This window comes from Mycobacterium sp. IDUB_17 (assembly GCF_055419465.1).
In genome coordinates this window covers 549,886-575,056 of sequence record NZ_JBVAXS010000001.1, presented here as the reverse complement: position 1 = coordinate 575,056, position 25,171 = coordinate 549,886, and the positions used below count along the sequence as shown (strand labels likewise).

General features: G+C 66.6%; 25 protein-coding genes. 7 read left to right on the top strand and 18 right to left on the bottom strand.

The window, feature by feature from the left end; translation table 11 throughout:
* Positions 1 to 3 precede the first annotated feature (3 nt).
* Both ACZYZ7_RS02935 and ACZYZ7_RS02930 read right to left on the bottom strand, forming a co-directional pair.
* Positions 4 to 840 (bottom strand): hypothetical protein, encoded by an 837-nt coding sequence (locus ACZYZ7_RS02935; protein WP_450069001.1) that lies wholly within the window; start codon positions 838 to 840, stop codon positions 4 to 6.
* Positions 837 to 1,430, bottom strand: a complete 594-nt coding sequence (locus ACZYZ7_RS02930) for a Pvc16 family protein (protein WP_135453941.1) — start codon at positions 1,428 to 1,430, stop codon at positions 837 to 839. Before ACZYZ7_RS02930 ends, ACZYZ7_RS02935 begins: the two co-directional genes overlap by 4 nt.
* 125 nt (positions 1,431 to 1,555) lie before the next feature.
* Here ACZYZ7_RS02930 and ACZYZ7_RS02925 point away from each other — a divergent pair, with 125 nt between their 5' ends.
* The 3 genes from ACZYZ7_RS02925 to ACZYZ7_RS02915 are packed head-to-tail and all read left to right on the top strand — an operon-like array spanning position 1,556 to position 7,080.
* Positions 1,556 to 2,548: a hypothetical protein gene (locus ACZYZ7_RS02925; protein ID WP_463740156.1), complete on the top strand. Its 993-nt coding sequence runs from the start codon at positions 1,556 to 1,558 to the stop codon at positions 2,546 to 2,548.
* A gap of 6 nt (positions 2,549 to 2,554) precedes the next feature.
* Positions 2,555 to 3,985 (top strand): glycoside hydrolase family 5 protein, encoded by a 1,431-nt coding sequence (locus ACZYZ7_RS02920; protein WP_463740155.1) that lies wholly within the window; start codon positions 2,555 to 2,557, stop codon positions 3,983 to 3,985.
* Positions 3,979 to 7,080, top strand: a complete 3,102-nt coding sequence (locus ACZYZ7_RS02915) for an eCIS core domain-containing protein (protein ID WP_463740154.1) — start codon at positions 3,979 to 3,981, stop codon at positions 7,078 to 7,080. The genes ACZYZ7_RS02920 and ACZYZ7_RS02915 overlap by 7 nt, the downstream gene beginning before the upstream one ends.
* A 26-nt stretch (positions 7,081 to 7,106) precedes the next feature.
* Here ACZYZ7_RS02915 and pdxT read toward each other — a convergent pair whose 3' ends face one another.
* The 11 genes from pdxT to ACZYZ7_RS02860 form a co-directional block, all read right to left on the bottom strand.
* A complete protein-coding gene (gene pdxT / locus ACZYZ7_RS02910) occupies positions 7,107 to 7,688 on the bottom strand; it encodes a pyridoxal 5'-phosphate synthase glutaminase subunit PdxT (RefSeq protein WP_135453937.1) in 582 nt (193 codons plus the stop codon).
* On the bottom strand, positions 7,685 to 8,533 hold the full coding sequence (gene tesB, locus ACZYZ7_RS02905; protein ID WP_463740153.1) for an acyl-CoA thioesterase II: 849 nt from the start codon (positions 8,531 to 8,533) through the stop codon (positions 7,685 to 7,687). The genes pdxT and tesB overlap by 4 nt, the downstream gene beginning before the upstream one ends.
* Positions 8,534 to 8,542: 9 nt before the next feature.
* Positions 8,543 to 9,454 (bottom strand): pyridoxal 5'-phosphate synthase lyase subunit PdxS, encoded by a 912-nt coding sequence (gene pdxS / locus ACZYZ7_RS02900; protein WP_450068998.1) that lies wholly within the window; start codon positions 9,452 to 9,454, stop codon positions 8,543 to 8,545.
* A 65-nt stretch (positions 9,455 to 9,519) separates the two neighbouring features.
* Entirely contained in the window at positions 9,520 to 10,578 is a 1,059-nt protein-coding gene (locus tag ACZYZ7_RS02895) for an NUDIX hydrolase (RefSeq protein ID WP_463740152.1), read from the bottom strand.
* Positions 10,579 to 10,580: 2 nt separating this feature from the next.
* Positions 10,581 to 11,705 carry a glycosyltransferase family 4 protein gene (locus ACZYZ7_RS02890; protein WP_135453933.1) on the bottom strand — a complete coding sequence of 375 codons (1,125 nt, stop codon included), beginning with the start codon at positions 11,703 to 11,705 and terminating at the stop codon, positions 10,581 to 10,583.
* A 4-nt stretch (positions 11,706 to 11,709) separates the two neighbouring features.
* The gene (locus ACZYZ7_RS02885; protein ID WP_463740151.1) at positions 11,710 to 12,618 is read right to left on the bottom strand and encodes a phosphatidylinositol mannoside acyltransferase; all 909 of its coding nucleotides are present in this window, start codon (positions 12,616 to 12,618) and stop codon (positions 11,710 to 11,712) included.
* Entirely contained in the window at positions 12,615 to 13,301 is a 687-nt protein-coding gene (pgsA, locus tag ACZYZ7_RS02880) for a phosphatidylinositol phosphate synthase (protein ID WP_450069260.1), read from the bottom strand. The genes ACZYZ7_RS02885 and pgsA overlap by 4 nt, the downstream gene beginning before the upstream one ends.
* A complete protein-coding gene (locus ACZYZ7_RS02875; protein WP_450068995.1) occupies positions 13,298 to 13,888 on the bottom strand; it encodes an ATP adenylyltransferase in 591 nt (196 codons plus the stop codon). Before ACZYZ7_RS02875 ends, pgsA begins: the two co-directional genes overlap by 4 nt.
* Positions 13,885 to 15,939: a threonine--tRNA ligase gene (gene thrS / locus ACZYZ7_RS02870; RefSeq protein ID WP_463740150.1), complete on the bottom strand. Its 2,055-nt coding sequence runs from the start codon at positions 15,937 to 15,939 to the stop codon at positions 13,885 to 13,887. The genes ACZYZ7_RS02875 and thrS overlap by 4 nt, the downstream gene beginning before the upstream one ends.
* Positions 15,940 to 16,000: 61 nt before the next feature.
* On the bottom strand, positions 16,001 to 16,432 hold the full coding sequence (locus ACZYZ7_RS02865) for a TIGR02611 family protein (RefSeq protein WP_463740149.1): 432 nt from the start codon (positions 16,430 to 16,432) through the stop codon (positions 16,001 to 16,003).
* Positions 16,429 to 17,061, bottom strand: a complete 633-nt coding sequence (locus ACZYZ7_RS02860; RefSeq protein ID WP_135453928.1) for a PaaI family thioesterase — start codon at positions 17,059 to 17,061, stop codon at positions 16,429 to 16,431. Before ACZYZ7_RS02860 ends, ACZYZ7_RS02865 begins: the two co-directional genes overlap by 4 nt.
* A 31-nt stretch (positions 17,062 to 17,092) precedes the next feature.
* On the opposite strand from ACZYZ7_RS02860, the gene ACZYZ7_RS02855 reads away from it, so the two are divergent.
* Positions 17,093 to 17,590: a DUF1990 domain-containing protein gene (locus tag ACZYZ7_RS02855; RefSeq protein WP_463740148.1), complete on the top strand. Its 498-nt coding sequence runs from the start codon at positions 17,093 to 17,095 to the stop codon at positions 17,588 to 17,590.
* Between the two features lie 32 nt (positions 17,591 to 17,622).
* On the opposite strand, the gene ACZYZ7_RS02850 is transcribed toward ACZYZ7_RS02855, so the two are convergent.
* Genes ACZYZ7_RS02850 through ACZYZ7_RS02840 form a run of 3 tightly spaced genes read right to left on the bottom strand, consistent with a single transcriptional unit; the run spans position 17,623 to position 20,224 of the window.
* Positions 17,623 to 18,423 carry an SDR family NAD(P)-dependent oxidoreductase gene (locus tag ACZYZ7_RS02850; protein WP_463740147.1) on the bottom strand — a complete coding sequence of 267 codons (801 nt, stop codon included), beginning with the start codon at positions 18,421 to 18,423 and terminating at the stop codon, positions 17,623 to 17,625.
* A gap of 50 nt (positions 18,424 to 18,473) precedes the next feature.
* On the bottom strand, positions 18,474 to 19,271 hold the full coding sequence (locus ACZYZ7_RS02845; protein WP_463740146.1) for an NADPH-dependent oxidoreductase: 798 nt from the start codon (positions 19,269 to 19,271) through the stop codon (positions 18,474 to 18,476).
* Complete coding sequence (locus tag ACZYZ7_RS02840; protein WP_463740145.1) at positions 19,271 to 20,224, bottom strand: TauD/TfdA dioxygenase family protein; 954 nt, start codon at positions 20,222 to 20,224, stop codon at positions 19,271 to 19,273. Before ACZYZ7_RS02840 ends, ACZYZ7_RS02845 begins: the two co-directional genes overlap by 1 nt.
* 298 nt (positions 20,225 to 20,522) lie before the next feature.
* On the opposite strand from ACZYZ7_RS02840, the gene ACZYZ7_RS02835 reads away from it, so the two are divergent.
* Together ACZYZ7_RS02835 and ACZYZ7_RS02830 are read left to right on the top strand one after the other, a co-directional pair.
* The gene (locus ACZYZ7_RS02835; RefSeq protein WP_463740144.1) at positions 20,523 to 21,455 is read left to right on the top strand and encodes a LysR family transcriptional regulator; all 933 of its coding nucleotides are present in this window, start codon (positions 20,523 to 20,525) and stop codon (positions 21,453 to 21,455) included.
* A complete protein-coding gene (locus ACZYZ7_RS02830; RefSeq protein WP_463740143.1) occupies positions 21,452 to 22,468 on the top strand; it encodes a ketopantoate reductase family protein in 1,017 nt (338 codons plus the stop codon). Before ACZYZ7_RS02835 ends, ACZYZ7_RS02830 begins: the two co-directional genes overlap by 4 nt.
* Here ACZYZ7_RS02830 and ACZYZ7_RS02825 read toward each other — a convergent pair.
* Together ACZYZ7_RS02825 and ACZYZ7_RS02820 are read right to left on the bottom strand one after the other, a co-directional pair.
* A complete protein-coding gene (locus ACZYZ7_RS02825) occupies positions 22,465 to 23,766 on the bottom strand; it encodes a cytochrome P450 (protein WP_450068989.1) in 1,302 nt (433 codons plus the stop codon). The genes ACZYZ7_RS02830 and ACZYZ7_RS02825 overlap by 4 nt on opposite strands.
* A gap of 118 nt (positions 23,767 to 23,884) precedes the next feature.
* A complete protein-coding gene (locus tag ACZYZ7_RS02820) occupies positions 23,885 to 24,754 on the bottom strand; it encodes a polysaccharide deacetylase family protein (RefSeq protein ID WP_450068988.1) in 870 nt (289 codons plus the stop codon).
* Between the two features lie 59 nt (positions 24,755 to 24,813).
* On the opposite strand from ACZYZ7_RS02820, the gene ACZYZ7_RS02815 reads away from it, so the two are divergent.
* Positions 24,814 to 25,170, top strand: a complete 357-nt coding sequence (locus ACZYZ7_RS02815; protein ID WP_135453919.1) for a MerR family transcriptional regulator — start codon at positions 24,814 to 24,816, stop codon at positions 25,168 to 25,170.
* Position 25,171: the final 1 nt, after the last annotated feature.

Here is a 25,171-nt window from a genome sequence, read left to right as displayed (position 1 = left end):
GGGTCACACAGTGAACGGAACGGCTGTGGGCAATTGGGTGGTGATGCCGACGGGCACGGTCACGTTCGTCGGCGTCGCCGACGTGATGTAGCCCGGCGGGGTGGTACGGCCCTGCAACAGCGGGCTGTTCAGATCGGATGCCACGGGGGGAACCTGAGACTGTGGCACGGTTTCGACCACCAGGTCGGCCAACGGGTCTTCGGTCACCGTAGGCGGATTGGCCGGCGCGGTCACGACCAGCGTGACGGCCAGTGTGCTGGGTGCCGGTGGATGGAGGGAACCGGTGGAAACGATGACAAGGACGAACTCGCCGCGGTCGTCGCCATGTGCCCAGCCCACCGCCTGTCCGCCCGGACCGATCGCGGTGATGCGCGGCCACCGCGCCGCCGTCGCGCCCCGCATCACGCGGCCGCGGATGGCGGTGGTGGACCGCGGCATCTGGTATGCCGAGCCGGGGCTCAGCCAGGGCCGCAGCTCGCGGGATCCGACGGGGATATAGGGCCCGGTTCCGTTGTCGGAGGCCGTGATGTCAGCGTCGGTGCGCAACGGTGTCGTGAGCCGGCGCGGCACGTATCGACGGGTCGGGTCGGCGATTCGCACCGTGATGTTCGCGGGCATCGGTGGACGGTGCAGCCGGGTCGCCCGCCCGAGTCCGTGCTGGAGCAGGTCAGCGCAGGGCCAGGTCACGTCGTCGGGATAGGTCCGCAGGCGGGGCGCAACCTCTGCGCCGATGCGCACCTGAGTGCCCAGCGGGCTGTGCGTCACCGCGTCAGCACAATCGACCGCCAGCGCCAACCGATGCAGTACCCGCGCTTCACCGAAGGCCGTCTTGATGATCACGGCGTCACCTCGGTGTGTGCTGCGACCAGTGCCACGGGCTCGGCCGTCGTCTCCTGGCGACCATCGATCCGGACCACCCGGGCCAGGTACGGCAGCGACAAGCGGTACTCGGTGGTCAGCGCCTGGAAGGCCTCACTCATGGAATCCTGGCCCAGCTCATCGAAGACCACCTGGATCGCGTCGCCGTCCTCCCAGTCACCCGAGGGGTGCAGCAGCGGACCGGTGAGGATGGGTTCGGTCTCCAGGATCTGGGCAGCCGCACCCAGGTACTCCAGCTCGTTCTCGACCGCGATGTCCCACGCGGCCACCAGGAAGTACAGGCGTAGCGGAATTCGAGGGATCCCATCGACATTCGCGACCGCTGACCACCCGGCCCTGGTCTCCCTGTCCACGACCACGCGGTAGAAGTAGACGGAGATGGCGGGGTACCGGATCACCGCGGTGGGGCTGCTCTCCACCTTGTCGAAGTCGCTGGTTCCGGCGAGCACGACGCGCGGCTTGGGCCCCGGCGGGAGCAGTTCCCCGATCCGGCGGTTCATCAGGTCGACGACGCTTCTGCCGACGGCAGCGATCGCACGGTAACCAGCCACCGGGCCATGGTTGTCCACGTTGCGTCACGGCGCCGTCGCGGAAGTCGTCGAGCGCCGTCAACCGCGACGCTGGCGTGACACACGGAGACGGACGATGGCCGCCACAAGGCGACCAAGGAGTGCGAATGACCACCGACCAGCCCGACCCGTGCGACCAGCCCGAGCCCTGCACACCATGCGGTGACGACGGTGGTTGTGAACCGAAATTGATCAACCGCCTGAAATGCAAACCTGCCGGCATTGCCGCACAGGCGAAGTCGAACGCCGAGAATCAGCCGGCAGTCACTGCCGCGCAGGACTCGTTCGACAAGACACGCCGCGACTACCGAGACGCCCGACAGCTCTACTCACACGATATCCACGACCTCGAACATGAGATCTGTTCCCTGGTCGAGAGGATCCGGTGCAAGTTCAAGCAGAGCCATGTCCCCGACTGTCTTGACGAAGCGTACGAGTGGATACGTGAACGACTGTGCCAATGCGCGACGGCGGAGCCGGAGCGCAACTGCGAATTCGACACCGACACCTGCGACCTCGATGACTGCGAGTTCCAGCATCTCAAGAAGAAATACGAAGACGACCTGGTTCGCGCGCACGCCTACTTCGACAAACTCTCCACCGAACCCGCCGACCTCGCCAAACGCGTCGCGGACGCGAAAGCCGAAGTCTCCAAGGTCGATACCGGGTACCACGGTGAGGACGCCACGACGGACATCAAAGAGGTGTACGCCCACGCCCTGATGACTCGACATCAGATCAAGAAAATATGGAACGGGTTCGACAGCTACGGCGAGTACGCCGACGAGTTGTGTTCTGCGCTCGTCTGCTGGACCAAGGCGGCCGACGCCGTGGCGATCATGGCCGGCCAGGACGCGATCCGCACCTGCCACGCAGAGGCCAGGAAGAAGCGCTGCGACGACCTGGCGGCCAACACCGTCAAAGAGATCCTCGCGCGATACGAACGCATCTGCGGGCGTGGCAAGGAGGACGAGCACGAATGTGACGAGCGCGAGCATGAGCACGACCACGAATGCGACGAGTGCGGGCACAACCACGGACACGAGCACGGACACGGCCACGGCCACGGATCCCGTGGTGACGAAACCCAATCTTCGTAGGCTCGCATGGGCACGCCGTTGCGCGGGGTCAACATCGCCGGAGCCGAAGTGGCCTACGACCCTGCTGTCGTACCTGTCGAAGGTGAGAACTACATCTGGATGTCGCTGCGCGACATCGACTATCTGGCAGACAACGGCGTTCCCTTCATCAGAATCACCTTCTCGTGGGAACTGGCGCAACCCGAACTCAACGGCGAGCTGAGCCTCGACGGCTACTTCGGTGTGCTGCTCAACCGGGTGCGCTACGCCACCGCGAAAGGTCTGACCGTGATGATCGAACCGCACGGCGGCACCTACCCCAACTTCGCGCGCTACAAAGGGGATCCGGTCGGCTCGGCAGCCGTCCCCGCCGACTCCTTCGGCGGCTTCTGGTCGAAAGTCGAGACAGCCCTGTCCGACTGCCCCACCGCGGTATTCGGGTTGTCCAATGAGCCCAACGGCATGTCCACCACCGGGTGGTTCACCGCGGCTGCGGCCGCCGTCGAGGCGGTGCATGGCACCAACTCCGAACGGCAGATCTTCATCTGCGGCAACGGTTTCAGCCAGCCGGCATCGTGGCAGGAAAGCTGGTACGACACCGACGACACACAGGTCTCCAACGCGTCGGCGTGGTCCCAGCATCTGGCGGGCGCGGACAACGTCGTCGCCAGCGTGCACACCTACTTCGACAGCGGCGGCGACGGATCCGGCGACGATGTCGTCAATCCCGACATCATCCGGCAGCGCCTGGAACCCGCCGTTGCCTGGGCCAGTGCCTCCGGAGTCCGGCTACACCTGACCGAGTTCGGCGCGAATCAAGCGACCCCGGGAGCGGCCCAGGCCGTGACGAATGCACTGGAATACCTCGATGCACACGATGACGTCGTCATCGGCTGGTCATGGTGGACCTACGGCGCGCCTGCCTGGTGGGCCGGCTATCACTTCACCCTCAGCCCAACCCAGGATTACACCGTCGACAATCCGAAACTCGCCTGGCTGCAACCCCACTTCGTCGCACCGGCACCGCAGCCGACCATCCGCCCATGGCTGAGCAACGCAACAGCACCGCCGGACGACCGCAACCCCTTCATCGCCCGGGTAAAGGTCAAGCCCGGAATGTACGCCGGGATAGGCGAGGGCACGTACTCCGTTCGGGTCCGGATCCGCACCACCCACAGTGACGCCGATACGTTCTGCGTCGCGGTCGTCCTCGAGAACCCGAACGATGGCGTCGAGATCGATTGGCACCACATCACAATCGACCTTCGTGGGCACACTCTGATCGACTGGTGGGACGCCGACGTGGTCGGGACGACAGGCTGGGTGACGGCCTCCCCGTCGGATCAAGGTCGCGTGATCGGTGCCCACAACAAGACATCGTTCGGGCTGTGCCTCAAGCGAGATGACACCCCGCTCCGGGCCGACGAGCAGATCCGCGTCAAGGATCTGCAGTGGTGACTGCCAGTGGATTCCGCACTGCCACCAAGCCCTTTGGCGTGAGTTCCCCGCTCAGTTTCGATGCCGCCCAACAGAAGAAACCCGAGCCGAAGCCGGGTTCCGCCCTCGCTGATAGGTTCCCCGATCCGCTCCGGCGAGCATTGGCATTTGGTGTCCGGCCAGCCCTCGAAGTCGGTGCAGCCGACGACCCACTTGAGTCGGAGGCGGATCGTACAGCCGCCGAGATCACCGGCATATCCAAGCCTTCGCGGCGACCTTCCGGCGGGCAACCCGCACCCCGGTTCAGCGCGCCCGAATCCAACTCCCTATGGGCTCGAATATCGGCTCCCTCCGCAGGTAGGGCACTGCCCTCGAGCCTACGCAGCCGGATGGAATCCGCACTCGGCGTGGACTTCTCGCAGGTGCGAATCCACGACGCAGCCCAGGATCGCGCCGACGCCGCGGCACTCGGAGCCCGCGCGTTCACCAGCCGCCGCGATATCTGGCTGGGACGTGATGCCGATGAAACCGATCACCGATTGTTGGCCCACGAACTGACCCATGTCGTGCAGCAGGGCGGAGCCCGTCCGATGCCCGGTGCCGGCTCCCCCGAAAACCCGATCTCCCGCGTTCCCAACTCAATCCAGCGAGAAGCTGTCCAGCCACCGCCCGTCGTGCCGCCGATGAGCCACGATACTGAGGGGTACCTCGCGCCGTCAGCGGATACCGCCCGTACAACCTCCGAGTGGGTGATGGGCGACGTGTGGCAGGTCGTGATGGAGGGTTATGAGGGCATCGACTTCACGATCCATACTGAAGATACCGGGATCACCGGTGGACGAGCGCTTGTCGGCCAACCTGGTACTTGGCCAGGCTACGTTGCCCGCGGCATCGTAGATGACCTGCGGTCGTACTTGAAGTGGTCGTTCGAGCAGCCGGGCGAGTACCTGATGCGTCTGCGTCGCAACGCGGCGGGAGAACTCATCGCAAAGTCCTGGGAGCGCGTACGTAACCTGCCTCGCAGGCCGGCTCCAGGAGTGCCGCTGACCAAGGCGGGCGAGAACGTCGTCGTCGTGATCGGCTCGCCAAAGCCGCATCAGGCGTATCCGTACCAATTCGTTACCGCGGCCAAACAGGTTAAGGGCCATGCCATCTGGGTCGTGGAGCGCTCCGGCTACGAATTCGCCAACGTCGACCTCGGAAAGATCGTCCAGCTCGCGCCCGGCGGGCAGGTGCTGTGGGTGACATCGTCAGAGGGACTAGTGACGACACTGAACGGCATGCCACCGGCCAGCGTGCGACTGCTGAAGGTGTTCAGTCACGGCGTACGCGGGCAGGTGACCTTGCGCTACGGCTGGGACGATCACCCCAACTACGGCATCGACAAATCTGTCGCACAACAGATTCACGGGGATGTCTTCTCCGACCAGGCACTCATCGACCTCGAATCATGCAATGGGGGAACAAACGCCGACGGCGACTCACTTGCCCAGGCGATCGCGGATGCCACCGGCCGTGTCACCTTCGGTTGGGTAGGTCGTACGTCGTATGTGGACGTGAACCGTGGCACAGGTGGGGTGCGCGGCAGCGAAATAACATTCAGCTCAGACATTTTCGCAGAGCTGGCCTCACGATGGAACGCCGAAAGCGCGCCTTACCAGAAGTCGTTCGGGCCCCGGATTCAGCGCTCGGCGGCGCCGGACCAGCGACAGTTGATCCAACGCGAACTCAGCGACGAGGCGGCTCTGGAGGCCACGAGATCCCTGCCCGATCGTGTACAGAAGGGCAACGGCGGGCACGCACTGGCCGACGACACCCAGCGTCGCGAGTTTCTTCGGTCCGGGCGGGAGTGGTTCGGCAGCTACGACGCTACCCTCGACCATTTCAATGGCATGACCGCGGCCAGCGTTCCTGGAAATCCATTGGTGGCCGCCGAAACCAAGCCCCGGATCGAGGCTGCGGTGAATGAGGTCCACGGCCAGGTTCCCCCGCTGGATGTGGCATTCAGTTTCCGCTCCGCCTTCACCGCGGCCACGCACCTGAATTCCTTATCGATGCACACCCTGGGCTACGCCCTCGATTATGACCCGACAAAACTGCCGAGAATCGGGCGGGATGAAACCGCCGAGCTGATCCGCACCGTAACGGGTTCGGTGTCGAATCTGCAGCTGGGAGACTACGGCACGCGGCGCAACCTCATCGAGCGAATGGGCCAGGACACCGAAGCCCGCGAGGCTGCGCAGCAGCAGCCCGCACCGGATGCCGACGCAAGCCCAGTAGTCCCGGCACCCGCGCACGAACGACTCCTGACCACTATCCGTAGCGAAAGTGACCGCCTCACTGCAACTTCAGCTGCGTTCCAGGAGAGCCTCGGTGCCCAGAAAGAGGCCTTTCTGCAGCTGCGGACGCGGTACTTCCAAGCCGCGGTAAGGGACAGGCCCGCAGTGCTCGCCGAGGTGCCGGCTGTGATCACACCCTGGCTAGGGGCACTGTCCACTGCGGAGGCGAACATCACGACAGCGGCAACGGCCGCTGGATTCACCATCGCGAGTCTGCCCGCCGCACGCGTCGTTCGAAGTGACCTCGACCGCTTGGGAAATGTCGCCGACCGAGCCCAGGCTGTCGCGGCCAAGGGTGGGGACATGACACCGACGAAATCACAGGCCAACCAGATTGCGCAGTGGGCACGTGCACTGGCGCCTACAGTGGTGACGCCGCCGGAGGATGCTTCATTCGCGGTGTCTGCGCAGCATTACGCTGACGCCGCGACAGCTCGGATTGCATTACTGCAGCCCCTCTGGGGCGCCAAGGAGCGCCTGGCTGTCATCACCCATCTGCGTACTCTTCTGGAGAACCCCCTGTTCCTATTCGGCACGGCCATCACCCCGAAAGGTGGCACACCCACCACCAAGGCCGAAGTCAGCGCACCCTCTGTGGCGCAGCTCCTCGAAAGGGGTTTCTACTCCGTCGGGAGCAAAGCACCAGGGGCGACAGCGGTGAGCCCGGATTTCCTGGTAGCCCTCGTCCGGCACGGGTTCGACGTGGGTGCGTCGTGGACCGGTGAGTACACGGATTCGATGCACATGGAGCTCGTGGTGCATAAACCAACCGCCTGATGGAGTTGGTCCGTGAACAACTGCGCCTACAGCGAATCGACGAACAGCTTGTGGATGCGACGGTCCCCGGTCATCTCGGGGTGGAACGATGTCGCCAGCATCGAGCCCTGGCGCACCGCGACGATATGGTCGGCGGCGCGGGCCAGCACCTTGACGTCCGGACCGACCCGCTCGACCCACGGCGCCCGGATGAACACCGCATGCACCGGGGTGTCGAGCCCCTCGAAGTCGATGTCCCCTTCGAAGGAATCGACCTGACGGCCAAAGGCGTTGCGCCGCACCGTCATATCGATGCCCGCCAGCGGAAGGGCCTCCCGCCCGTCCGTGCCGGCGTCCTTGATCTCGCTGGCCAGCAGGATCATCCCGGCGCACGAGCCGTAACAGGGCAACCCCGCGGCGATGCGCGCCCGCAGCGGTGCGAGCAGTTCGAACTCGCGCAGCAGGTGGCTCATCGCGGTGGATTCCCCGCCGGGGATCACCAGGGCGTCGACCGCGTCGAGTTCGGAGAGCCGCCGCACCGTGCCCGCCTCGGCGCCTGCCTCACGCAGCGCAGCCAGATGCTCGCGGGTGTCGCCTTGCAGCGCGAGCACCCCGACCCGTGGGCTCACGAGCCCTCCCCCAGGGTGAAGTTGCGCTGGTAGCGCGTCAGACCCTCTTGCATCACCGCGGCCACCATCTCGCCGTAGCGGTTGAAGATCTTGCCCTGGGTCAGCGAACGCCCGCCGCAGGCCGAGGGCGAGGACTGGTCGTACAGAAGCCATTCGTCGGCGCGGAACGGCCGCATGAACCACATGGCGTGATCCAGCGATGCCACCATCAGGTTCTTGCGCACATCGAGGTGGTTGACCTGGGCCGAGCCCAGCAGGGTCAGATCGCTCATGTAGGCCAGCGCACAGATGTGCAGTACGTGATCGTCAGGCAGCGGGTCGCGGTGACGGAACCACACCTGCTGTTGAGACGCCTTGCCAGGGATCCGCGCCACCAGGTCGCGCGGGACGATCCGGACGTCCCATTCGTCGAACTGCGCGAATCCGGCGTCGTCGAACGCTCCCCCGGACCGGAACCCGGGCAGGTCGTCGGGGCCGGGGGCCTCGGGCATCACGTCCTGATGTTCGATGCCGGTCTGGTCGGTCTGAAACGACGCCGACATCGTGAAGATCGTCTCGCCGTGCTGGATCGCGCTCACCCGGCGGGTGCAGAACGAGCCACCGTCCCGGATGCGCTCGACGATGTACACCGACGGCGCCCGGGCATCGCCCGGTCGCAGGAAGTAACCGTGCAGGGAGTGCACCTGGAACGTCGGCTCCACCGTGCGCACCGCCGACACGAGCGACTGACCGGCCACGTGGCCGCCGAAGGTCCGCTGCAGGAAACCCGACTCCGGGCTGAACACCCCACCGCGATAGATGTTGACCTCGAGCTGCTCCAGATCGAGGATCTCTTCAATCGCCATACGAGCTGTTTACCAGCCGCGTTCGGCGAGCCGGTGCGGCTGGGCGATCTCCTCGACATTGATACCGACCATGGCCTCACCCAGACCGCGCGACACCTTGGCCAGCACATCGGGATCGTCGTAGAACGTGGTGGCCTTCACGATCGCCGCGGCACGCTGGGCCGGGTTGCCCGACTTGAAGATGCCCGAACCCACGAACACGCCCTCGGCGCCGAGCTGCATCATCATCGCCGCATCCGCAGGGGTGGCGATACCACCCGCGGTGAACATCGTCACCGGCAGCTTGCCGGCCCGGGCCACCTCGACCACCAGGTCATACGGCGCCTGCAGTTCCTTGGCCGCGACGTACAGCTCGTCCTCGGACATCGAGGTCAGCCGACGGATCTCGCCGCCGATCTGGCGCATGTGGGTGGTGGCGTTGGAGACGTCGCCGGTACCGGCCTCACCCTTGGAGCGGATCATCGCCGCACCCTCGGTGATCCGGCGCAAGGCCTCACCCAGGTTGGTCGCACCGCACACGAACGGCACGGTGAACTTCCACTTGTCGATGTGGTTCGCGTAATCGGCCGGGGTCAGCACCTCGGACTCGTCGATGTAATCCACACCCAGGCTCTGCAGGATCTGCGCCTCGACGAAATGCCCGATGCGCGCCTTGGCCATCACCGGGATGGTGACCGCGGCGATGATCCCCTCGATCATGTCCGGATCCGACATGCGCGACACCCCGCCCTGGGCACGGATGTCGGCAGGTACCCGTTCCAGGGCCATGACGGCGACGGCACCCGCGCCCTCGGCGATCTTCGCCTGCTCGGGGGTGACGACGTCCATGATCACGCCGCCCTTGAGCATCTCGGCCATCCCGCGCTTCACGCGCGCGGTACCGGTCTGGTTGCTAGAGCCGTTCTGGGCTGCGGTATCCACTGCAATCTCCTCCAAAGTCCTACTGATTCAGTCTAGTGGAGCCGCCAAATCCATTAAATCCGCACTCAACGGATGGCTTGCAGCTCGCGATGCGCAGATCCACGCGTATTCGCCAGTGTCGCAGCCGGCTGTTCGGCCAGTGTATTGGCCTGAGCCAGCAGCTCACCCAGTTGAAGCGGATATACGGCCTCCCCGCCGGCTACCAACTCGGCGATCATTGTCGCATCACACCAGCGGTGCCCGTGAATGTAGTGCCGTTCCAGGGTGGTGCGCCCCGTTGCCGACGGCTCGAAACGGGCCGTGCGGTGGATGAAGAAGAACTCCTCGCTGCGGATCACCGAGGCGTTGAAGTCGATGACGGCGTCGCGCCGCCATACCGGCCCGACAAGGTCGGCCGGTGCCGCCCGCAGCCCGGTCTCCTCGGCGAGTTCGCGGGCCGCGGCGACCGCCAGATCCTCGCCGGGCTGGACCGCCCCACCGACGGTGAACCACCACCGCGGCGCAGGTTTGTCCGGATCGTCGATCGCGGGGTCACTGCCGCGCAGCAGCAACACCGAGCCGGTTTCGTCGAGCAGCACCACGCGTGCCGAGGTACGCCGGCTCACCGGATTGACCTCGGCCTGGGAGTCCGGGCGCTCGACGATTTCGAAATAGGTCGGCAGCGCCGCTGTTCCACCCAGCCGCAGCACCCGCACCGCGCGGCGTTCCCGCAGGGCCAGGGTGTCGCGGACAGCATCGTTGTGGAAGCGCCGGGCCAGGAGCACCCGGGCCTCGGCATCGGCCAGTTCGGCGACCAGCGCCACCGGCAACCCGGCCGGATCGACCGCGGCCAGGGCGGCCGACAGGTCGTTCTCGGCGGCTTCGCGCGCCGCACGCGGGGCCCGCTCGGCGGCATCCGCCAGCGCCGCGAGCCGCTTGCCCGCCGGAGCTCCCGCATAGGCATCGACTGCGACGGCGCGGGCCACGACAGCCCGGCGGGCCAGTGCACCGTCGAGCGCCTGCCACGACAGGTCGTAGCGCACGTGGAGCCGGTCGAGCCGGTTGGCGGTCTGATAGGCCCACCCGCCGACGAGCAGCAGCACCACCAGGACGGCCAGCGCCGTCATCACGACCCAGGTCGGCATGTCTAGTCACCCACCTGAACTTTGACCCCGGCGCCGGCCACGGTCTCGTACACCCGCATGATCTGCCCGGCCACCACCGACCAGTCATAGCGGGCGACCCGCGCGGTGGCCCGGTCGATGTACTGCTCGCGTAGCGCGTCGTCGTCGAGCACCTCGATCAGCGCGTCGGCCAGGGCGTCGGCATCGCCGACCGGAACCAGCCGGCCGGCCTGCCCCTGATCGAGAACGCGGCTGAACGCATCCAATTCACTGGCCACCACGGCCGTTCGGGCCGCCATCGCCTCGACCAGCACGATGCCGAAGCTCTCGCCGCCGAGGTTGGGCGCGCAGTAGACGTCGGCGCTGCGCATGGCTGCGGCCTTGGCGTCGTCGTCGACCTGCCCCAGGAAACGTAGGTGCCCGGCGAGTTCGCCGGCCTCCTCCCGCAGCGCATCTTCATCGCCGCGACCCACGATCAGGATCTCGATGTCGGAGAAACGGCGCACGAGTTTGGGGAGCGCGCCCAGCAGTACCGGCATGCCCTTACGCGGTTCGTCGAACCGCCCGAGGAACAGCACGCTGCGGCCGGGTCGCGGATACCCTTCCAGCCGAGGCGCATTCGCGAACGACGGTACGTCGACGCCGTTGGGGATCTCGACCGCATCCGAGCCGAGCGCCTCCATCTGCCAGCGCCGGGCCAGGTCCGACACCGCGATGCGGCCGACGATCTTCTCGTGGAACGGGCGCAAGATCCCCTGAAACACGCTGAGAGTCAACGACTTTGTCGTCGAGGTGTGAAACGTCGCCACGATCGGCCCCTCGGCGGCCTGCAGCGCCAGCATGGACAGGCTGGGCGCATTGGGCTCGTGCAGATGCAGCACGTCGAAGTCGCCCTCGGCGATCCACTTCTTCACCTTCCGGTGGGTGGCCGGCCCGAACCGCAGCCGGGCCACCGAGCCGTTGTACGGAATCGGGACGGCCTTGCCGCCCGACACCACGTAATCGGGCAGCTTCACGTGCGGCGACGACGGCGCCAGGACGCTCACGTGATGCCCGCCCGCGCGCATCACCTCGGCCAGTTGCAGCACATGGGATTGCACACCGCCCGGCACATCGAACGAGTACGGGCAGACCATCCCGATACGCATGGCCTCAGGTACCTAACCGGGCGCGACGTTCGGCGGACAGATCGGCCAGCCATTGCGGCTGCAGCATGTGCCAGTCGGCCGGGTGGGCGGCGATGTTCTCGGCGAAGCGGTCGGCCAACTGCTGGGTCACCACGGACACGTCCCCCGACGAGGTGTCGAGCGCGTCGAAGATCTCGACGACGCAGTCCTCCCCGTCGTAGTGGACGTGCGTCGGATGCAGTGGGGCGCCGGTTTCGATCGCCAACTTGGCCGGACCGGCGGGCATCCGGGTGGGTTCACCGAAGAAGTCGACCTCCACACCGTTGCGGGTGAGGTCACGGTCAGCCATCAGGCAGACGAACTTGTTGTCCCGCAACCGTTCCGAGAGCACCTCGAACGGCGGGCGCTCCCCACCGGACAGCGGGAACACCTCGAATCCCAGACTCTCCCGGTAGTCGATGAAACGCCGGTACAGCGATTCCGGTTTGAGCCGTTCGGCGACAGTGGCGAAGGTGCCGAACTGCTGGGCCAGCCACACCCCGGCCATGTCCCAGTTGCCGCTGTGCGGCAACGCCAGCACCGCGCCGCGGCCCGCCTCGCGAGCGGCCCGCAGCTTGTCCGCGCCGACGAACACCTCGTCGAGACGCTTGGCCACAGCGGTCAGATCCATCGACGGCAACCGGAACGCCTCCCGCCAGTACCGGGCGTACGAGGCCAGTGAAGCACGCATCAAGTCGTCCGGCACCTCTGCCGGGGGCACCCCGATCACCCGGGCCAGGTTCTTGCGCAGCTGCTGCGGCCCACCGCCACGGGCGGCGTAGACGGCGCCCGCGTCGAACAGGTTGCGTGCCACCAGTTCGGGCATCGCGCGGACCAGCTGCCAGCCTGCCGCGTACCCCAGATCGGTCACCTGCCCGGACAGCGGAATGTTCACGAGGCTCCCGGCTCCTGTGTGTCGCCGCCGTCGGGCTGCGAGGGCTGCAGCGGTTGCAGCAGGTCCATGGCGCCCGGCGACGTGCGCACCGCATGGATCCGCTGCGCGACGGTGATGACGCTGGCCACCGCCAACAGCCAGGCCGCGACATGCAGGAGCCATGGAATGTGCAGGAACGGCACACCCGAGAGCCCCGCGCCGACCAGCACGATCACCAGGCGCTCCGGGCGCTCGATGATGCCGCCGTCGCCGCGCAGCCCGCTGGCCTCGGCACGGGCCTTGATGTACGAGATCACCTGTGAGGTGACCAGGCAGATGAGGATCGCCACCACCAGCGTCGGGTCGTGCAGGCCGAACGCCGCCCACCACAGCAGGCCGGCGAAGATCGCGCCGTCGGCTATGCGGTCACACGCCGCATCCAGCACCGCGCCGAACCGGGTACCGCCGCCGCGTTCCCGTGCCATCGCCCCGTCGAGCATGTCCGCGAGCACGAAGACGAACACGGCGAATGCGCCCCACCACAGCTGACCCATCGGGAAGAGAGTCAACGCGGCGGTGACCGATCCGGCGGTGCCGACGATCGTGACGATGTCGGGAGTCAGACCAGCGCGCAGCGCCGCCTTGGCCACCGGCCGCGACAGCTTGGCGTAGGCCGCCCGGCTCATCAGGAACAGGTTGCTCACGTCTGGCGGGCCCATTCTCCTGCCAGCAGCTCCCGGGTCTCGCTCAGCAGCTGCGGAATGACCTTGGCGCCACCGATGATCGTGATGAAGTTCGCGTCGCCGCCCCAGCGCGGCACCACGTGCATGTGCAGGTGCTCGGCCAGCGATCCGCCGGCCGAGATGCCGAGGTTCAGGCCGACGTTGAACCCGTGCGGACGCGAGACGGCCTTGATGACGCGGATCGCCTTCTGCGTGAACGCCATCAGTTCGGCGCTCTCGGCTTCGGTCAGGTCCTCCAGCTCGGACACCCGGCGGTAGGGCACCACCATGAGATGACCCGGGTTGTACGGGTAGAGGTTGAGCACGGCGTACACGAGTTCACCGCGGGCCACCATGAGCCCGTCCTCGTCGGACATCTCGGGGATGTCGGTGAACGGCTGCGACGAACCGGCCGAGCCGATCTTGTTGTCGCCCTTGACCGCATCGGCGATGTAGCTCATCCGGTGCGGTGTCCACAGCCGCTGTAAGTGGTCGGGTTCACCCACGCCATGGTCGATGATGGCGTCTCCGCCGCCGTGGTCGACGATCGACCGCTCGTCCCCGGTCATTCGCTGGTGCCCACCTTGACCAGATCGGCCGTCGGCACCGCGTTGTTGCGGTCGGCGATCCACTTCACGATCGCCTCCACCGCCTCATCTCGCGGGACACCGTTGATCTGGGTGCGGTCACCGAACCGGAAGCTGACGGCACCGGCTTCGATGTCTTTGTCACCCGCCAGGAGCATGAACGGCACCTTCTGGTTGGTGTGGTTGACGATCTTCTTCGCCATCCGGTCGTCGCTGCCGTCGACCTCGACCCGCACGCCGCGTGACTTCAGTTGGGCGGCAACGTCATATAGGTAGTCCAGGTGCGCGTCGGCGACCGGGATACCGACCACCTGCACCGGCGCCAGCCAGGCCGGGAACGCACCGGCGTAGTGCTCGGTGAGCACGCCGAAGAATCGCTCGATCGAGCCGAACAGGGCGCGGTGGATCAGCACCGGGCGCTGCCGGCTGCCGTCGGCGGCGGTGTACTCCAACTCGAAGCGGTCGGGCATGTTGAAGTCCAGCTGGATCGTCGACATCTGCCAGTTGCGGCCCAGCGCGTCCTTGACCTGAACGGAGATCTTGGGCCCGTAGAACGCCGCGCCGCCCGGATCCGGGACCAGGTCCAGGCCCGAGGCCTCGGCGACCGACCGCAGGGTCTCGGTGGCCTCGTCCCACATCTCGTCGGAGCCCACGTACTTGTCGGGATCCTTGGTGGACAGCTCCAGGTAGTAGTCGTCCAGGCCGTAGTCCGAGAGCAGGTCGAGCACGAACTGCAGCAGCGAGATGAGCTCGTCGCGCATCTGCTCTCGCGTGGTGTAGATGTGCGCGTCGTCCTGCGTCATGCCGCGCACGCGGGTCAACCCGTGCACCACACCGGACTTCTCATACCGGTACACCGAGCCGAACTCGAAGAGCCGCAACGGAAGTTCGCGGTACGAGCGGCCCCGCGCCCGGTAGATCAGGTGGTGCATGGGGCAGTTCATCGGCTTGAGGTAGTAGTCCTGCCCGGGCTTGCGGACCGTGCCGTCGTCGTTGTACTCGGCGTCGATGTGCATCGGCGGGTACATGCCGTCGGCGTACCACTCCAGGTGACCCGAGGTGATGTAGAGATGTTCCTTGGTGATGTGCGGGGTGTTGACGAACTCGTAGCCGGCCTCGGAGTGCTTGCGCCGCGAGTAGTCCTCCAGCTCCTTGCGGATGACACCGCCCTTGGGGTGGAACACCGGCAGGCCGGAGCCGAGCTCGTCGGGGAAGCTGAAGAGGTCCAGCTCGACGCCGAGTTTGCGGTGGTCGCGGCGCTGCGCCTCCTCGATGAGTTCGAGATGACGGTCCAGCGCCTCCTGCGACTCCCAGGCCGTGCCGTAGACGCGCTGCAGGCTGGCGTTGTTCTGGTCGCCGCGCCAGTACGCGGCGCTGCTGCGGGTCAGCTTGAACGCCGGGATGTACTTGGTGGTCGGGATGTGCGGGCCGCGGCACAGGTCACCCCAGACCCGCTCCTTGGTGCGGGCGTTGAGGTTGTCGTACGCGGTGAGTTCGTCGCCGCCAACCTCCATGACGTCCGGGTCGCCGGACTTGTCGTCGACCAGCTCGAGCTTGTAGGGCTCACCGGCCAGTTCCTCGCGCGCCTCATCCTTGGATTCGTAGACGCGACGGGAGAACAGCTGACCGTCCTTGACGATCTTCTGCATCCTCTTTTCGAGCTTTTGCAGGTCCTCTGGGGTGAACGGCTCGGCGACGTCGAAGTCGTAGTAGAAGCCGTCGGTGATCGGCGGCCCGATACCCAGCTTGGCCTGCGGGAACATGTCCTGCACGGCCTGGGCCAGCACGTGGGCGCACGAGTGCCGGATCACGCTGCGGCCGTCCTCGGTGTTGGCGGCCACGGGCGTCACCTCGACATCGGTGTCGGGGGCCCAGGACAGGTCGCGTAGCCGGCCGTCAGCGTCGCGCACCACGACGATCGCGTCGGGCGTTCCGCGACTGGGCAGATCCGCCTCGCGCACCGCCGCGCCGGCGGTAGTCCCGGCCGCGACCCGGATCGGGGCAGCGGGGGCTGGGCTGGGGGCGGCGCTCATCGGGGAGTCTCCTACCATGCGAGGGCTAATGCGAACGCTGTCATGCTATCGGTGGGCCTGATCAGGACCCCAGCCCGATAGGGCTCTTGAGCCACTGCTGCTCCAGCCCGACCACTCCGGCGCTCCACCCGATCACTCCGAACAGCCACAGCGTGCCCACCACCACCAGTCCGGTGAACGCCGCACTGACCCCCTTGACCGCGATGTGCTGGCGGTCGAACCAGGCCATCACGGCGTCATACCGGGCCCGGACGTAACGCAGCGCCCGCTTGGCGAAGTCGAACTCGCTGGCCAGGATCGCCAACCCGAGGAACACGATCGCCCAGCCGGGACCGGGGTACGGGATGGCCACGATGCCGACCGCCAGCACGAGTGCGCCGACGACGGCGACGACGATCCGGTAGGTGAAGTCAGCGGCCCGGCGCGAGCGCAGCCGTTCCCGCCAACTCGTCCAGCGCCGCTTCGCCTCGGCAAGGTTGGTCGCGAGACTCATGGCTGCCCCGGCTTGAGCCGGACGAACAACGCCTCGGCGTCGGCGAGCACGTCGTCGCCGTCGAGCAGGCGGCCTTCGACGAAGATCTTGCGTCCCTCGATGCGGTCGATACCGGCCTGCACCTGTAGATCTTTGTCGATCGGGGCGATCTTGCGGTAGTTGACGTGTAGGTACGCGGTGCGCTGGTACATGCTGCCGGTCAGTTTGGCCGCGGTGTAGCCGAGCAGCGAATCGAACAGCAGCGCCAGCGAGCCACCGTGTACCGCACCGTTGCGACCGAGGTGGAAACGCCGGAAGTGCGCGGTCCCGGCGATCCGGTTGTCGGCGGTCCGTTCCAGATGCACCGGCACGTTGTTGACGTTGCCACGGTTGGGCAGGTCCATTCGCCGACCGGACGGTGAATTCCATTCGTCGGCTTCGTACGGCGCCAGCAGCGCCGACACCTTCTCGATCAGGTCGGCGGCCTCGGTGATCACCTCGTCGGGTGCATCGGCGCTGCGTGCGTGGTCCTGCAGGGTGCGCACCGCTTCGATGAAACGGCCGTAATCGGGGCCGCCGCGATCGGTGGGCTCGGGCGGGTTGAACCCTCCGCCGGGGTGCTTGCCGGCGGTGTCGTTTTCTGGGGCCACGAAGCCACCGTATTAGTGCCATGGTGGTGAGGTGAAACTGCACGACCTGGAACAGCGCTCGTTGACCTATCCGGAGGTGGGCGCCACGGCCGGCGACCTGCCCCCGGGTTACCGCCACATCCGGGCCTCGGCGGCGATCGGCACCGGCCGTGACCGCTTCGAGCGGGCCGGCGCGGAGGTGCTGCGGTGGGGCATGCAGCGCGGCGCGGGCCTGCGGGTGCAGGCCACCACCCAGACCGCTGCGGTGGGCACCGAGCTGGTGGTCCGGATCGGTCCCATTCCGGCGCCCTGCCGGGTGGTCTATGTGCTCGACGAAGCCGACCGCCAGGGGTTCGCCTACGGCACGCTGGCCGGCCACCCGGAATCGGGCGAGGAGTTGTTCTCGGTCCGCTACGACCCGGCGACAGACTCGGTGCATGCCGAGGTGGTCGCGTTCTCCCGGCCGGCCACGTGGTGGAGCCGGTTGGGCGGACCGGTGACGCGACTGCTCCAGCGGGTGGTGACGCGCCGCTATCTCACCGGCATCTAATTCACTCTGTTTCTCGCCTCATCGCCCCCGGACTACCTGACGACGGCCGAGCTGGGTTCGCGCGGCGCACCCAGCATGCCCCGGTGCGACGGCGGCACCCGTCCTCCTTCGTCGGTGATGCCATAGCGGGTCGCCAGTTCGGCACCGATCACGGTGTGCCCGGACAGCTGAGCCAGGTCCGGATCCCGGTACAGCGCGTCGATCAGATACCCGGTGAACTCCGGGGTTTCGGCATGTTCGGCGGTCTTCGCGAGTGCGTCGGGGTGCCCGGCGAAGGCGGCCTTCAGCTTCTCGGTCAGCAGGATGCCCATCCAGATCGACACCGTCGACACCCCGGTATCGGCGAAGTCGACCGCCATGTCCGCGGCCATCTTGTCCACCCCGGCCTTCTGCGCTCCGTAGGCCGGACCGTGCATGTAGCAGACCGACCCGGGCGAGGAGGTGAACGCGATCAGGCCGCGGTCACCGGCCAGCAGCAGCGGCGCGGCATACCAGGACGCCACATAGGCCGAACGCAAGCCCACATCCAGCACATCGGCCAGCTCGATCGGCTTCTCCCAGAAGGATTTCGGGTTGACGAGGTCGTCGTGGACCGCCGCCGCGTTGTTGACCAGAAGATCCAGCCGGCCCTCCTGCGCGCCGATCCGATCGAACAGCGCGGCTACGGCAGCATCGTCGGAGTGGTCGAGTTGGACGGCGATGCCGCCCTCCCCCGGATCGGTCACCGTCCGTCCGGTGACATACACCCGCCAACCCGAGGCGAGCAGGGCCGCGGCGATCCCGCGGCCCGCGCCGCGACTCGCCCCGGTGACAACGGCGATCCGGGTATCCACGGGTATCAACCTACGGGGCGGGTTTCCCCGTGTGTGAAGGCCGTGACAATTCAGCGTGAAGGCAGGCCGAGTCGTTCGAGCTGCTGGCGCAGCCGGTGCCGCCCGGACAGGGAATGCGGACCGGCCAGCCGGCTCAGCACCCGCTCGCTCCAACTGCCCGACAGACCGTAACGCGTGTTGTAGACCGCCAACCGCTCGTCGTAGGTGGGCAGATGAGAGTCCGCCGCCTGCGCGTTGTACTGCTCGTGATGCAGTACCGCGGCCTGGGGCAGCCGCGGCTTGATCCCGGCGTTCTCCGTCGGATCGGGAGCCCCCACGGCGAGCCCGAATGTCGCCACGGCGTGCGGCGGCAGTCCCAGCTCTGCCGCCACCTCCTCGGGATGGTTGCGGATGGCGCCGACGAAAACCGTTCCGAGGCCCTGTGATTCGGCGGCCACCACGGCGTTCTGTGCTGCCAGCGCGGTGTCGACGAACCCGATGATCGTGGATTCCAGGTAGTCCGCGCCGTCCAGCGCGGCCTCGGACCGCTGCGCGAGCCGGCGGGCCCGCCCCAGATCGGCCACCCAGACCAGAAACAGCGGGGCCTCGTTGATGAACTGCTGGTTGTTCGCCAGGGCGGCCAGCCGGGCTTTGCGCCGAGGGTCCCGGACGGCAATCACACTCCACGGCTGCAGGTTCGACGAGGTCGCCGCGGACTGGGCCGCGGCGACCAGCGCCGAGAGCTGTTCATCGCTGACCGGTTGTCCGGTGAACTTGCGCACCGACCGGTGCGCCAACTGCAGGGCCAATGTGGCGTTGTGGACCTTCAGCGTCGCGTCGACGTCGCCATAGCGCGCAATGACCGTCATCAGGAGCCGTAAAACGGTTCGCCGGAAACCGATTCGGACACCCGCCCGTCGACACCGGTGGGGACGTCACCTTCGAGCGTGACGCGGTACAGCACCCGGTCGTAGTCCAGGTGGCCCGCGTCGTCGATCGCCAGGTGCGCGGTGGCCCGGTTGTCCCAGAACGCGATACTGCCCGGAGCCCAACGGAACCGGACGGTGTACTCGGTGCGGGTCGCCTCCTCCCACAGCAACTTCAGAATCGCCTCACTCTGCGTCGGCGTGTATCCCCGGATCTCACGGGCACCGCGGGTGAATCCGGGGCTGACGAACAGTGCGCGCTCCCCCGTCACGGGGTGCACCCGGACCGCGGGGTGGTAGGTCACCAGGTTCGCCTCACGCACCTTGCGGTCACGCTGACTGCCGGCCACCGCCCGGGTGTTGAACTGGTGCCTGATGTCGAGCTTGTCGGCGAACTCCCGCAGATCTCCGGGCAGGTTCTCGTAGGCCGCAACGAGGTTGGTCCAAGCGGTGTCACCTCCGTAGGGCGGCAGGATGTGCGCCCGCAGGATCGAGGCCGCGGGCGGGTTGACCAGTGCGGTGACGTCGGTGTGCCAGCTGTTGTCGTACGAGGTGCGCCTGCGGCCCAGATGGCGCTCGTAGCGGCGGCTGTCGATGGGCAGGATCTCAGGGAACCCCTCGGGCGCTTCCTCCTCATGCGGATGGGCCGGGGTCACCTTGCCGAACTTCCGCGCGAAGGCCACCTGTTCGGCGTGGCCGATCTCCTGGCCGCGGAAGAAGATCACCTTGTAGGTGTGCAGGGCATCGCGGATCTCTGCCACGACTGAGGCTTCCAACTCTTCGCGAAGGTCGACTCCGCGGATCTCGGCGCCGATGTAGCCGGCGACCGGCACGATGTCCAGACCGGTATCGGTGAGAGGGCTTCTATCCCTGACTTTTTCGGTGACGTCCGTCATCTGCGGGCTCCCTTGCGATGGCTTGAAGGTGGGCTGGCGAGGCGATCTGACCTGTCTCGCTCCGATCAGAGTCGGCGCGCGGGCGCATGCGAACAAGCGTCTCTGGCTACCGGAACCTTTCAGTGCGACTTAATATCTCGGGCAGCGCCCAGCTGCGCGAGAATTACAACCGCCGTGATTCCTGCGACGTGCGCTGTACAACGCCCTGCTCAGAGCCACGGCAGGCCCGCGACTGTGCACGCTCGGTACCTGGCCCCAACCGGCCGTTCTGCCATCATCACCTCGCAGGAGGTAGGAGATGCTGGACTTACGCCGGATGATGTTGCTGTCCGATCTCGCAGACCTGGGCTCGGTGACGGCCGTGGCCGAACACCGCAACATCACGAGTTCTGCGGTATCCCAACAACTTCGTGTTTTGGAAGAAGAAGCCGGCGCCGTCCTGTTTTGCCGGGACGGGCGAACCCTCGGGCTCACCCGAAGCGGCCAGGTCCTCGCCGAGCACGTGCGCCGCGTCCTGGCCGCGGTCGACGAAGCCATGAGCGCGGTGGCCGAAACCAGAGACCGGGTGGCAGGGCAGGTCGCGATCGCAACGTTCAACATGGGAATTCCGACCCTGGCAATTCCTCTGATGCAGCGGCTCAGCACCGCGGAGCCGAATCTGCGTGTGCAGGTTCAACAGGACACGAGTGCGGCCGCGTTGCGCTCGCTGCGCCAGAGTGAGGTCGATATCGCCATTACCTGCCAGTACGACTTCCTCGGGCCCGACTCCACCGGCGGACTGACCACGGTGCCGTTGCTGTTCGAGCCGTTCGTGCTGCTGGCGCCGACGCACTCACACCTGCGTATCCGTTCGCAGGGCCTGTCCGCCCTGGCCGACGGATTCTGGGTGACCGGCCCGCAAGGCTCCGGCCTGGACATCGCCACCACACATGCGTGCGAGAGCGCCGGTTTCCCTCCACAGGTCAAACACCGGTTGATCGGAGCTCAGAACATCTGCGAGCTGGCGGCCACCGAGGTCGCGTCGGCCATCGTGCCCCGGCTGTCCGTTCCCACCAAACTGGAAGGTCTGATCGCCGAAGCCCTCCCCCTCGGCGGTCGCACCATCAGTGCCGTGGTCCGGGCCGGCCGGCAGCGCGATCCCAACATTGCGCTGATCCTGCGTACCTTGCGGACGATCGCAGAGCAGGCATTACCCGGGCAGTCAACCGAAGCGCTGGGTGTCGCATCGTGACGACGTCCCGACCACTCGTGGTGTACGGAGTCGGCGCGATCGGCGGCGTGATCGCCGCCCAACTGCGCCTGGCCGGGTTCGACGTGACCGCCGTCGCCCGAGGTGAGCATCTCGACGCAATCCGCTCCCGCGGCCTCACCTTGGTCACGCAGACCGGGACCGACACCGTCGCACTACCGGCCGCGGCGGACGCCGGCGAAGTCGACTGGTCGGCCGGACCGGTGGTGATACTGGCGGTCAAGAGTCACCAAACTGCCGCGGCCCTGGACGATCTCAGCGCGTACGCACCTACCGAAACTCCCGTGTTCATCGCTCAGAACGGCGTGGCCAACGAGGCTGCCGCCCTCCGGAGATTCGCCAACGTGTACGGCGTCACGGTGATGCTCCCGGCGGCGCACCTCGAACCCGGTGTGGTCATCCAACAGAGCCATCCGGTGGCGGGGATCCTCGATGTCGGCCGCTACCCCGCCGGACAGGACGGGCTTGCCGGACAGATCGCCGCCACACTGAGCAAGTCCCGGTTCCATTCGCAGGTCCGCGATGACATCGCGGCGTGGAAACACCGCAAGCTGATCGCCAATCTCGGCAACGGCGTGATCGCGGCCTACCGTCCGGGGCCCGATGCCGACGAGCTGATCGCCCGCGCCCGTGCGGAGGCCGAACACGTGCTCACCGCGGCCGGGATCGCGTTCGTCACCGCCGAACACGACGCACTACGCCGCGGGGATCTGCTGCAAGGCCGGGTCAACGACGACTACTTGAGCTCGACCTGGCAGAGCGTCGCCCGTGGCCACACCCAGGTCGAAACCGACTGGTTCAACGGTGAAATCGTGCTTCAGGCCCGCCTGCACGGTCTGCGCGCACCCGTCAACGAGCTGATCCAGCAGGTGACCGCCGAACATGCGCGGGTGGGCCGTCCCGCGCGTTCACTCGACGCGGCCGCAGCGCTCAAGAAGCTCGGGGCCGCCGCGTGTCCGCCGCGCAGCCAAGACGTCCCGGTCGTCGCGCCCTAAGCAGCCGCCGTCCACGCAACCGGAAGGTGTTTGACACCGTGCACAAACGCCGACCTCAGGATGGCGGGTTCACCGATCGCCACGATGTCGGGAACCTGGCGACGCAGTTCGTCGAAGGCCACCCGGATCTCCCGCCGAGCGAGGTTGGCCCCCAGGCAGAAGTGCACTCCGCCGCCGCCATATCCGACATGAGGATTGGGGTCTCGCAGCACATCGAACCGCCATGGGTCGGCGAAAGTCCGCTCGTCACGATTGGCCGAGTTGTACCACATCGAGACTTTGTCGCCCGCCTTCATCTGAACGCCACTGCGCTCCACGTCCTGGGTGAGGGTGCGCCGCATGAAGATGATCGGTGACGCCCACCGCACGATCTCCTCGACTGCCGTCGGCGTCACCCGGTCGAAGTTGTTCCACCACCTGGCACGTTCGTCGGGATAGCGGCTCAGCGCCACCATCCCGTGACTGATCGCGTTGCGGGTCGTGTCGTTGCCCGCGGCCGTCAGCAGGATGAAGAATGATGCGATCTCGTTGGACGACAATCGTTCTCCGTCGACTTCGGCCTGAACCAGACTGGTCGTCAGATCGTCTGCGGGATGGTCGCGGCGCTGTTCGGCCAATGCGACGCCGTAACTGGCCAATTCGGTGGCCACCTGTAGATAGGCGCCGAAGTCATCGGTGGACACCTCATCGTCCCCGGCCCCCATGATGACCGAAGTCCAGTGGAAGAGCTTGGCCTGATCTTCTTCCGGAACGCCCATCATGTCGCAGATGATCTGTAGTGGCAGTGGCGAAGCCACCTCCTCGACGAAGTCCGCGCTGCCATCCGGATGTGCGTCGACCATCTCCGCAACCAGTCGATGCGCACGGTCCCGCACGCTCTGCTCGATCCGCGCGATCACCTTGGGCGTGAACGCCCGGTTGACGATGCACCGCAGCCGGGTGTGGCGCGGGTCGTCCAGCGTGATCATCGACCCGAAGAACTCGGCGATCTCGGCGGGGACCTCGTTGAGTGATGTGCTGGTCGGGCTTGAGCTGAACAGCTCGGGGTGCCGGCTGGCGAAGTGCACGTCCTCGTAGCGGGTCAGTGCCCAGTGCCCGGCGCCGGCGGGGAATCCGGCGAAATCAGCCACCCCGAAAAATGAGATGGGTGCGTCGTGACGGAGGGTGGCGAACGCCCCGTCACGCACATCGTCGTCACGGCCCCAGAAGTCGAGCGATCCGAGGTCGATCTCGGCAAGTGGCACCGACGGCGGCGCGGTGCCGTTGGTGCGGTGGGCAATGCCGGTGATTGCTGTCATCGTGATCCTCCCAGCGTTCCCGGCGACGCGGACCATCGATCATCGGCCCGCCACTCTATGCGCAGTGTGACATCCCCCACAGCGACGGTCCAGCATTGTGAGTCCAATCGTGCTGCGGCTATTGGCGTTCGCAATCAATCCGCCGCACCACCGCGATCTCATCGCTGGTCGTCAACCACGCGTCAGGTTGCGCGGTGAGATACTCCAGAACCTGCTCGAGGTACTTGTGCCGGAAGGGTTGCCCGATCACGAACGGGTGCAGCGCCAACGCCATCACCCGGCCACTGGTTGCCGAATCCGCGCGCAGTTGCTCGTACTGGTCGATCACCATCTGCACGAACTCGCCTCCGGTGAAACCTTTCCCGAAGATCAGAAGGTCGTTGAGTTCCACCGAGTACGGCACGCTGAGCATGCCCGGCACGGTCAGCGGATAGGGCTGGTCATCGTTGGTCCAATCGAGAACGTAGTGAAAACCGAGTTCGGCCAACAGTTCCGGGGTGTGGGAGGTTTCGGTGAGGCCCGGGCCCATCCAGCCGCGCGGACGCCGGCCCGTGGCATCGGCGATGTCGTCGGCGATCTCGGCGAGAATCTGCCGCTCCTCGTCGACGGCCAGTCCGGTGTGCAGGATCGAGTTGGTCTGCCCGTGCGCCAGCCACGTCCAGTTCCGTTCCACACCAGCAGCCACAATCTGCGGATGATGCTCGATCACGGCTGAATTCAGCAGCACGCTCGGACGGATGCCGTACCGGTCCAGAGCCTCGATCGTGCGCCAAATCCCCACTCGGGCGCCATAATCCCGCCAGCCGTAGTTGAGTGCGTCGGGGGTAAGCTCCGCGGTCCCCGGCCAGATACTCGTCGAGGGCCGGTCGACCAGGAAGTGCTCGACGTTGAGCCCGATGTACACCGCGACTCGCGCGTCGCCGGGCCAGCGGATCGGCGCGCGTTCGGTGATCGGGCTGTAGGTGAAGGGCGGTTGCAACGTGGTCATGACGAACGGTACGAGCTGACACCAATGTCAGGGTCAAGCCGCGTCGGTATAACTGGCATATGCGTATTGGCGAACTCGCACGCCGCACCGGGGTCAGCCAACGGTCGCTGCGGTACTACGAGCAGCAGGGCCTGCTGACGTCGGACCGCACGCCCGGCGGGCAACGCGAGTATCCGGAGAAGGCCGTCGACCGGGTCATCCGTATCCAGGAGCTCTACGCCGCCGGGCTACACAGCCGCACCATCTCCTCGCTGCTGCCCTGTATGCGCGATGCCGACGGCGGACCTGCCCCGCAGGCCACACCCCGCCTACTCACCGAGCTATCGGCCGAACGCCACCGGCTCGAACAGGCGATCCGGGACTTGTCGACCTCCCGCGAGATTCTCGACGGCGTGATCGACGCCGCATCGGGGTGAG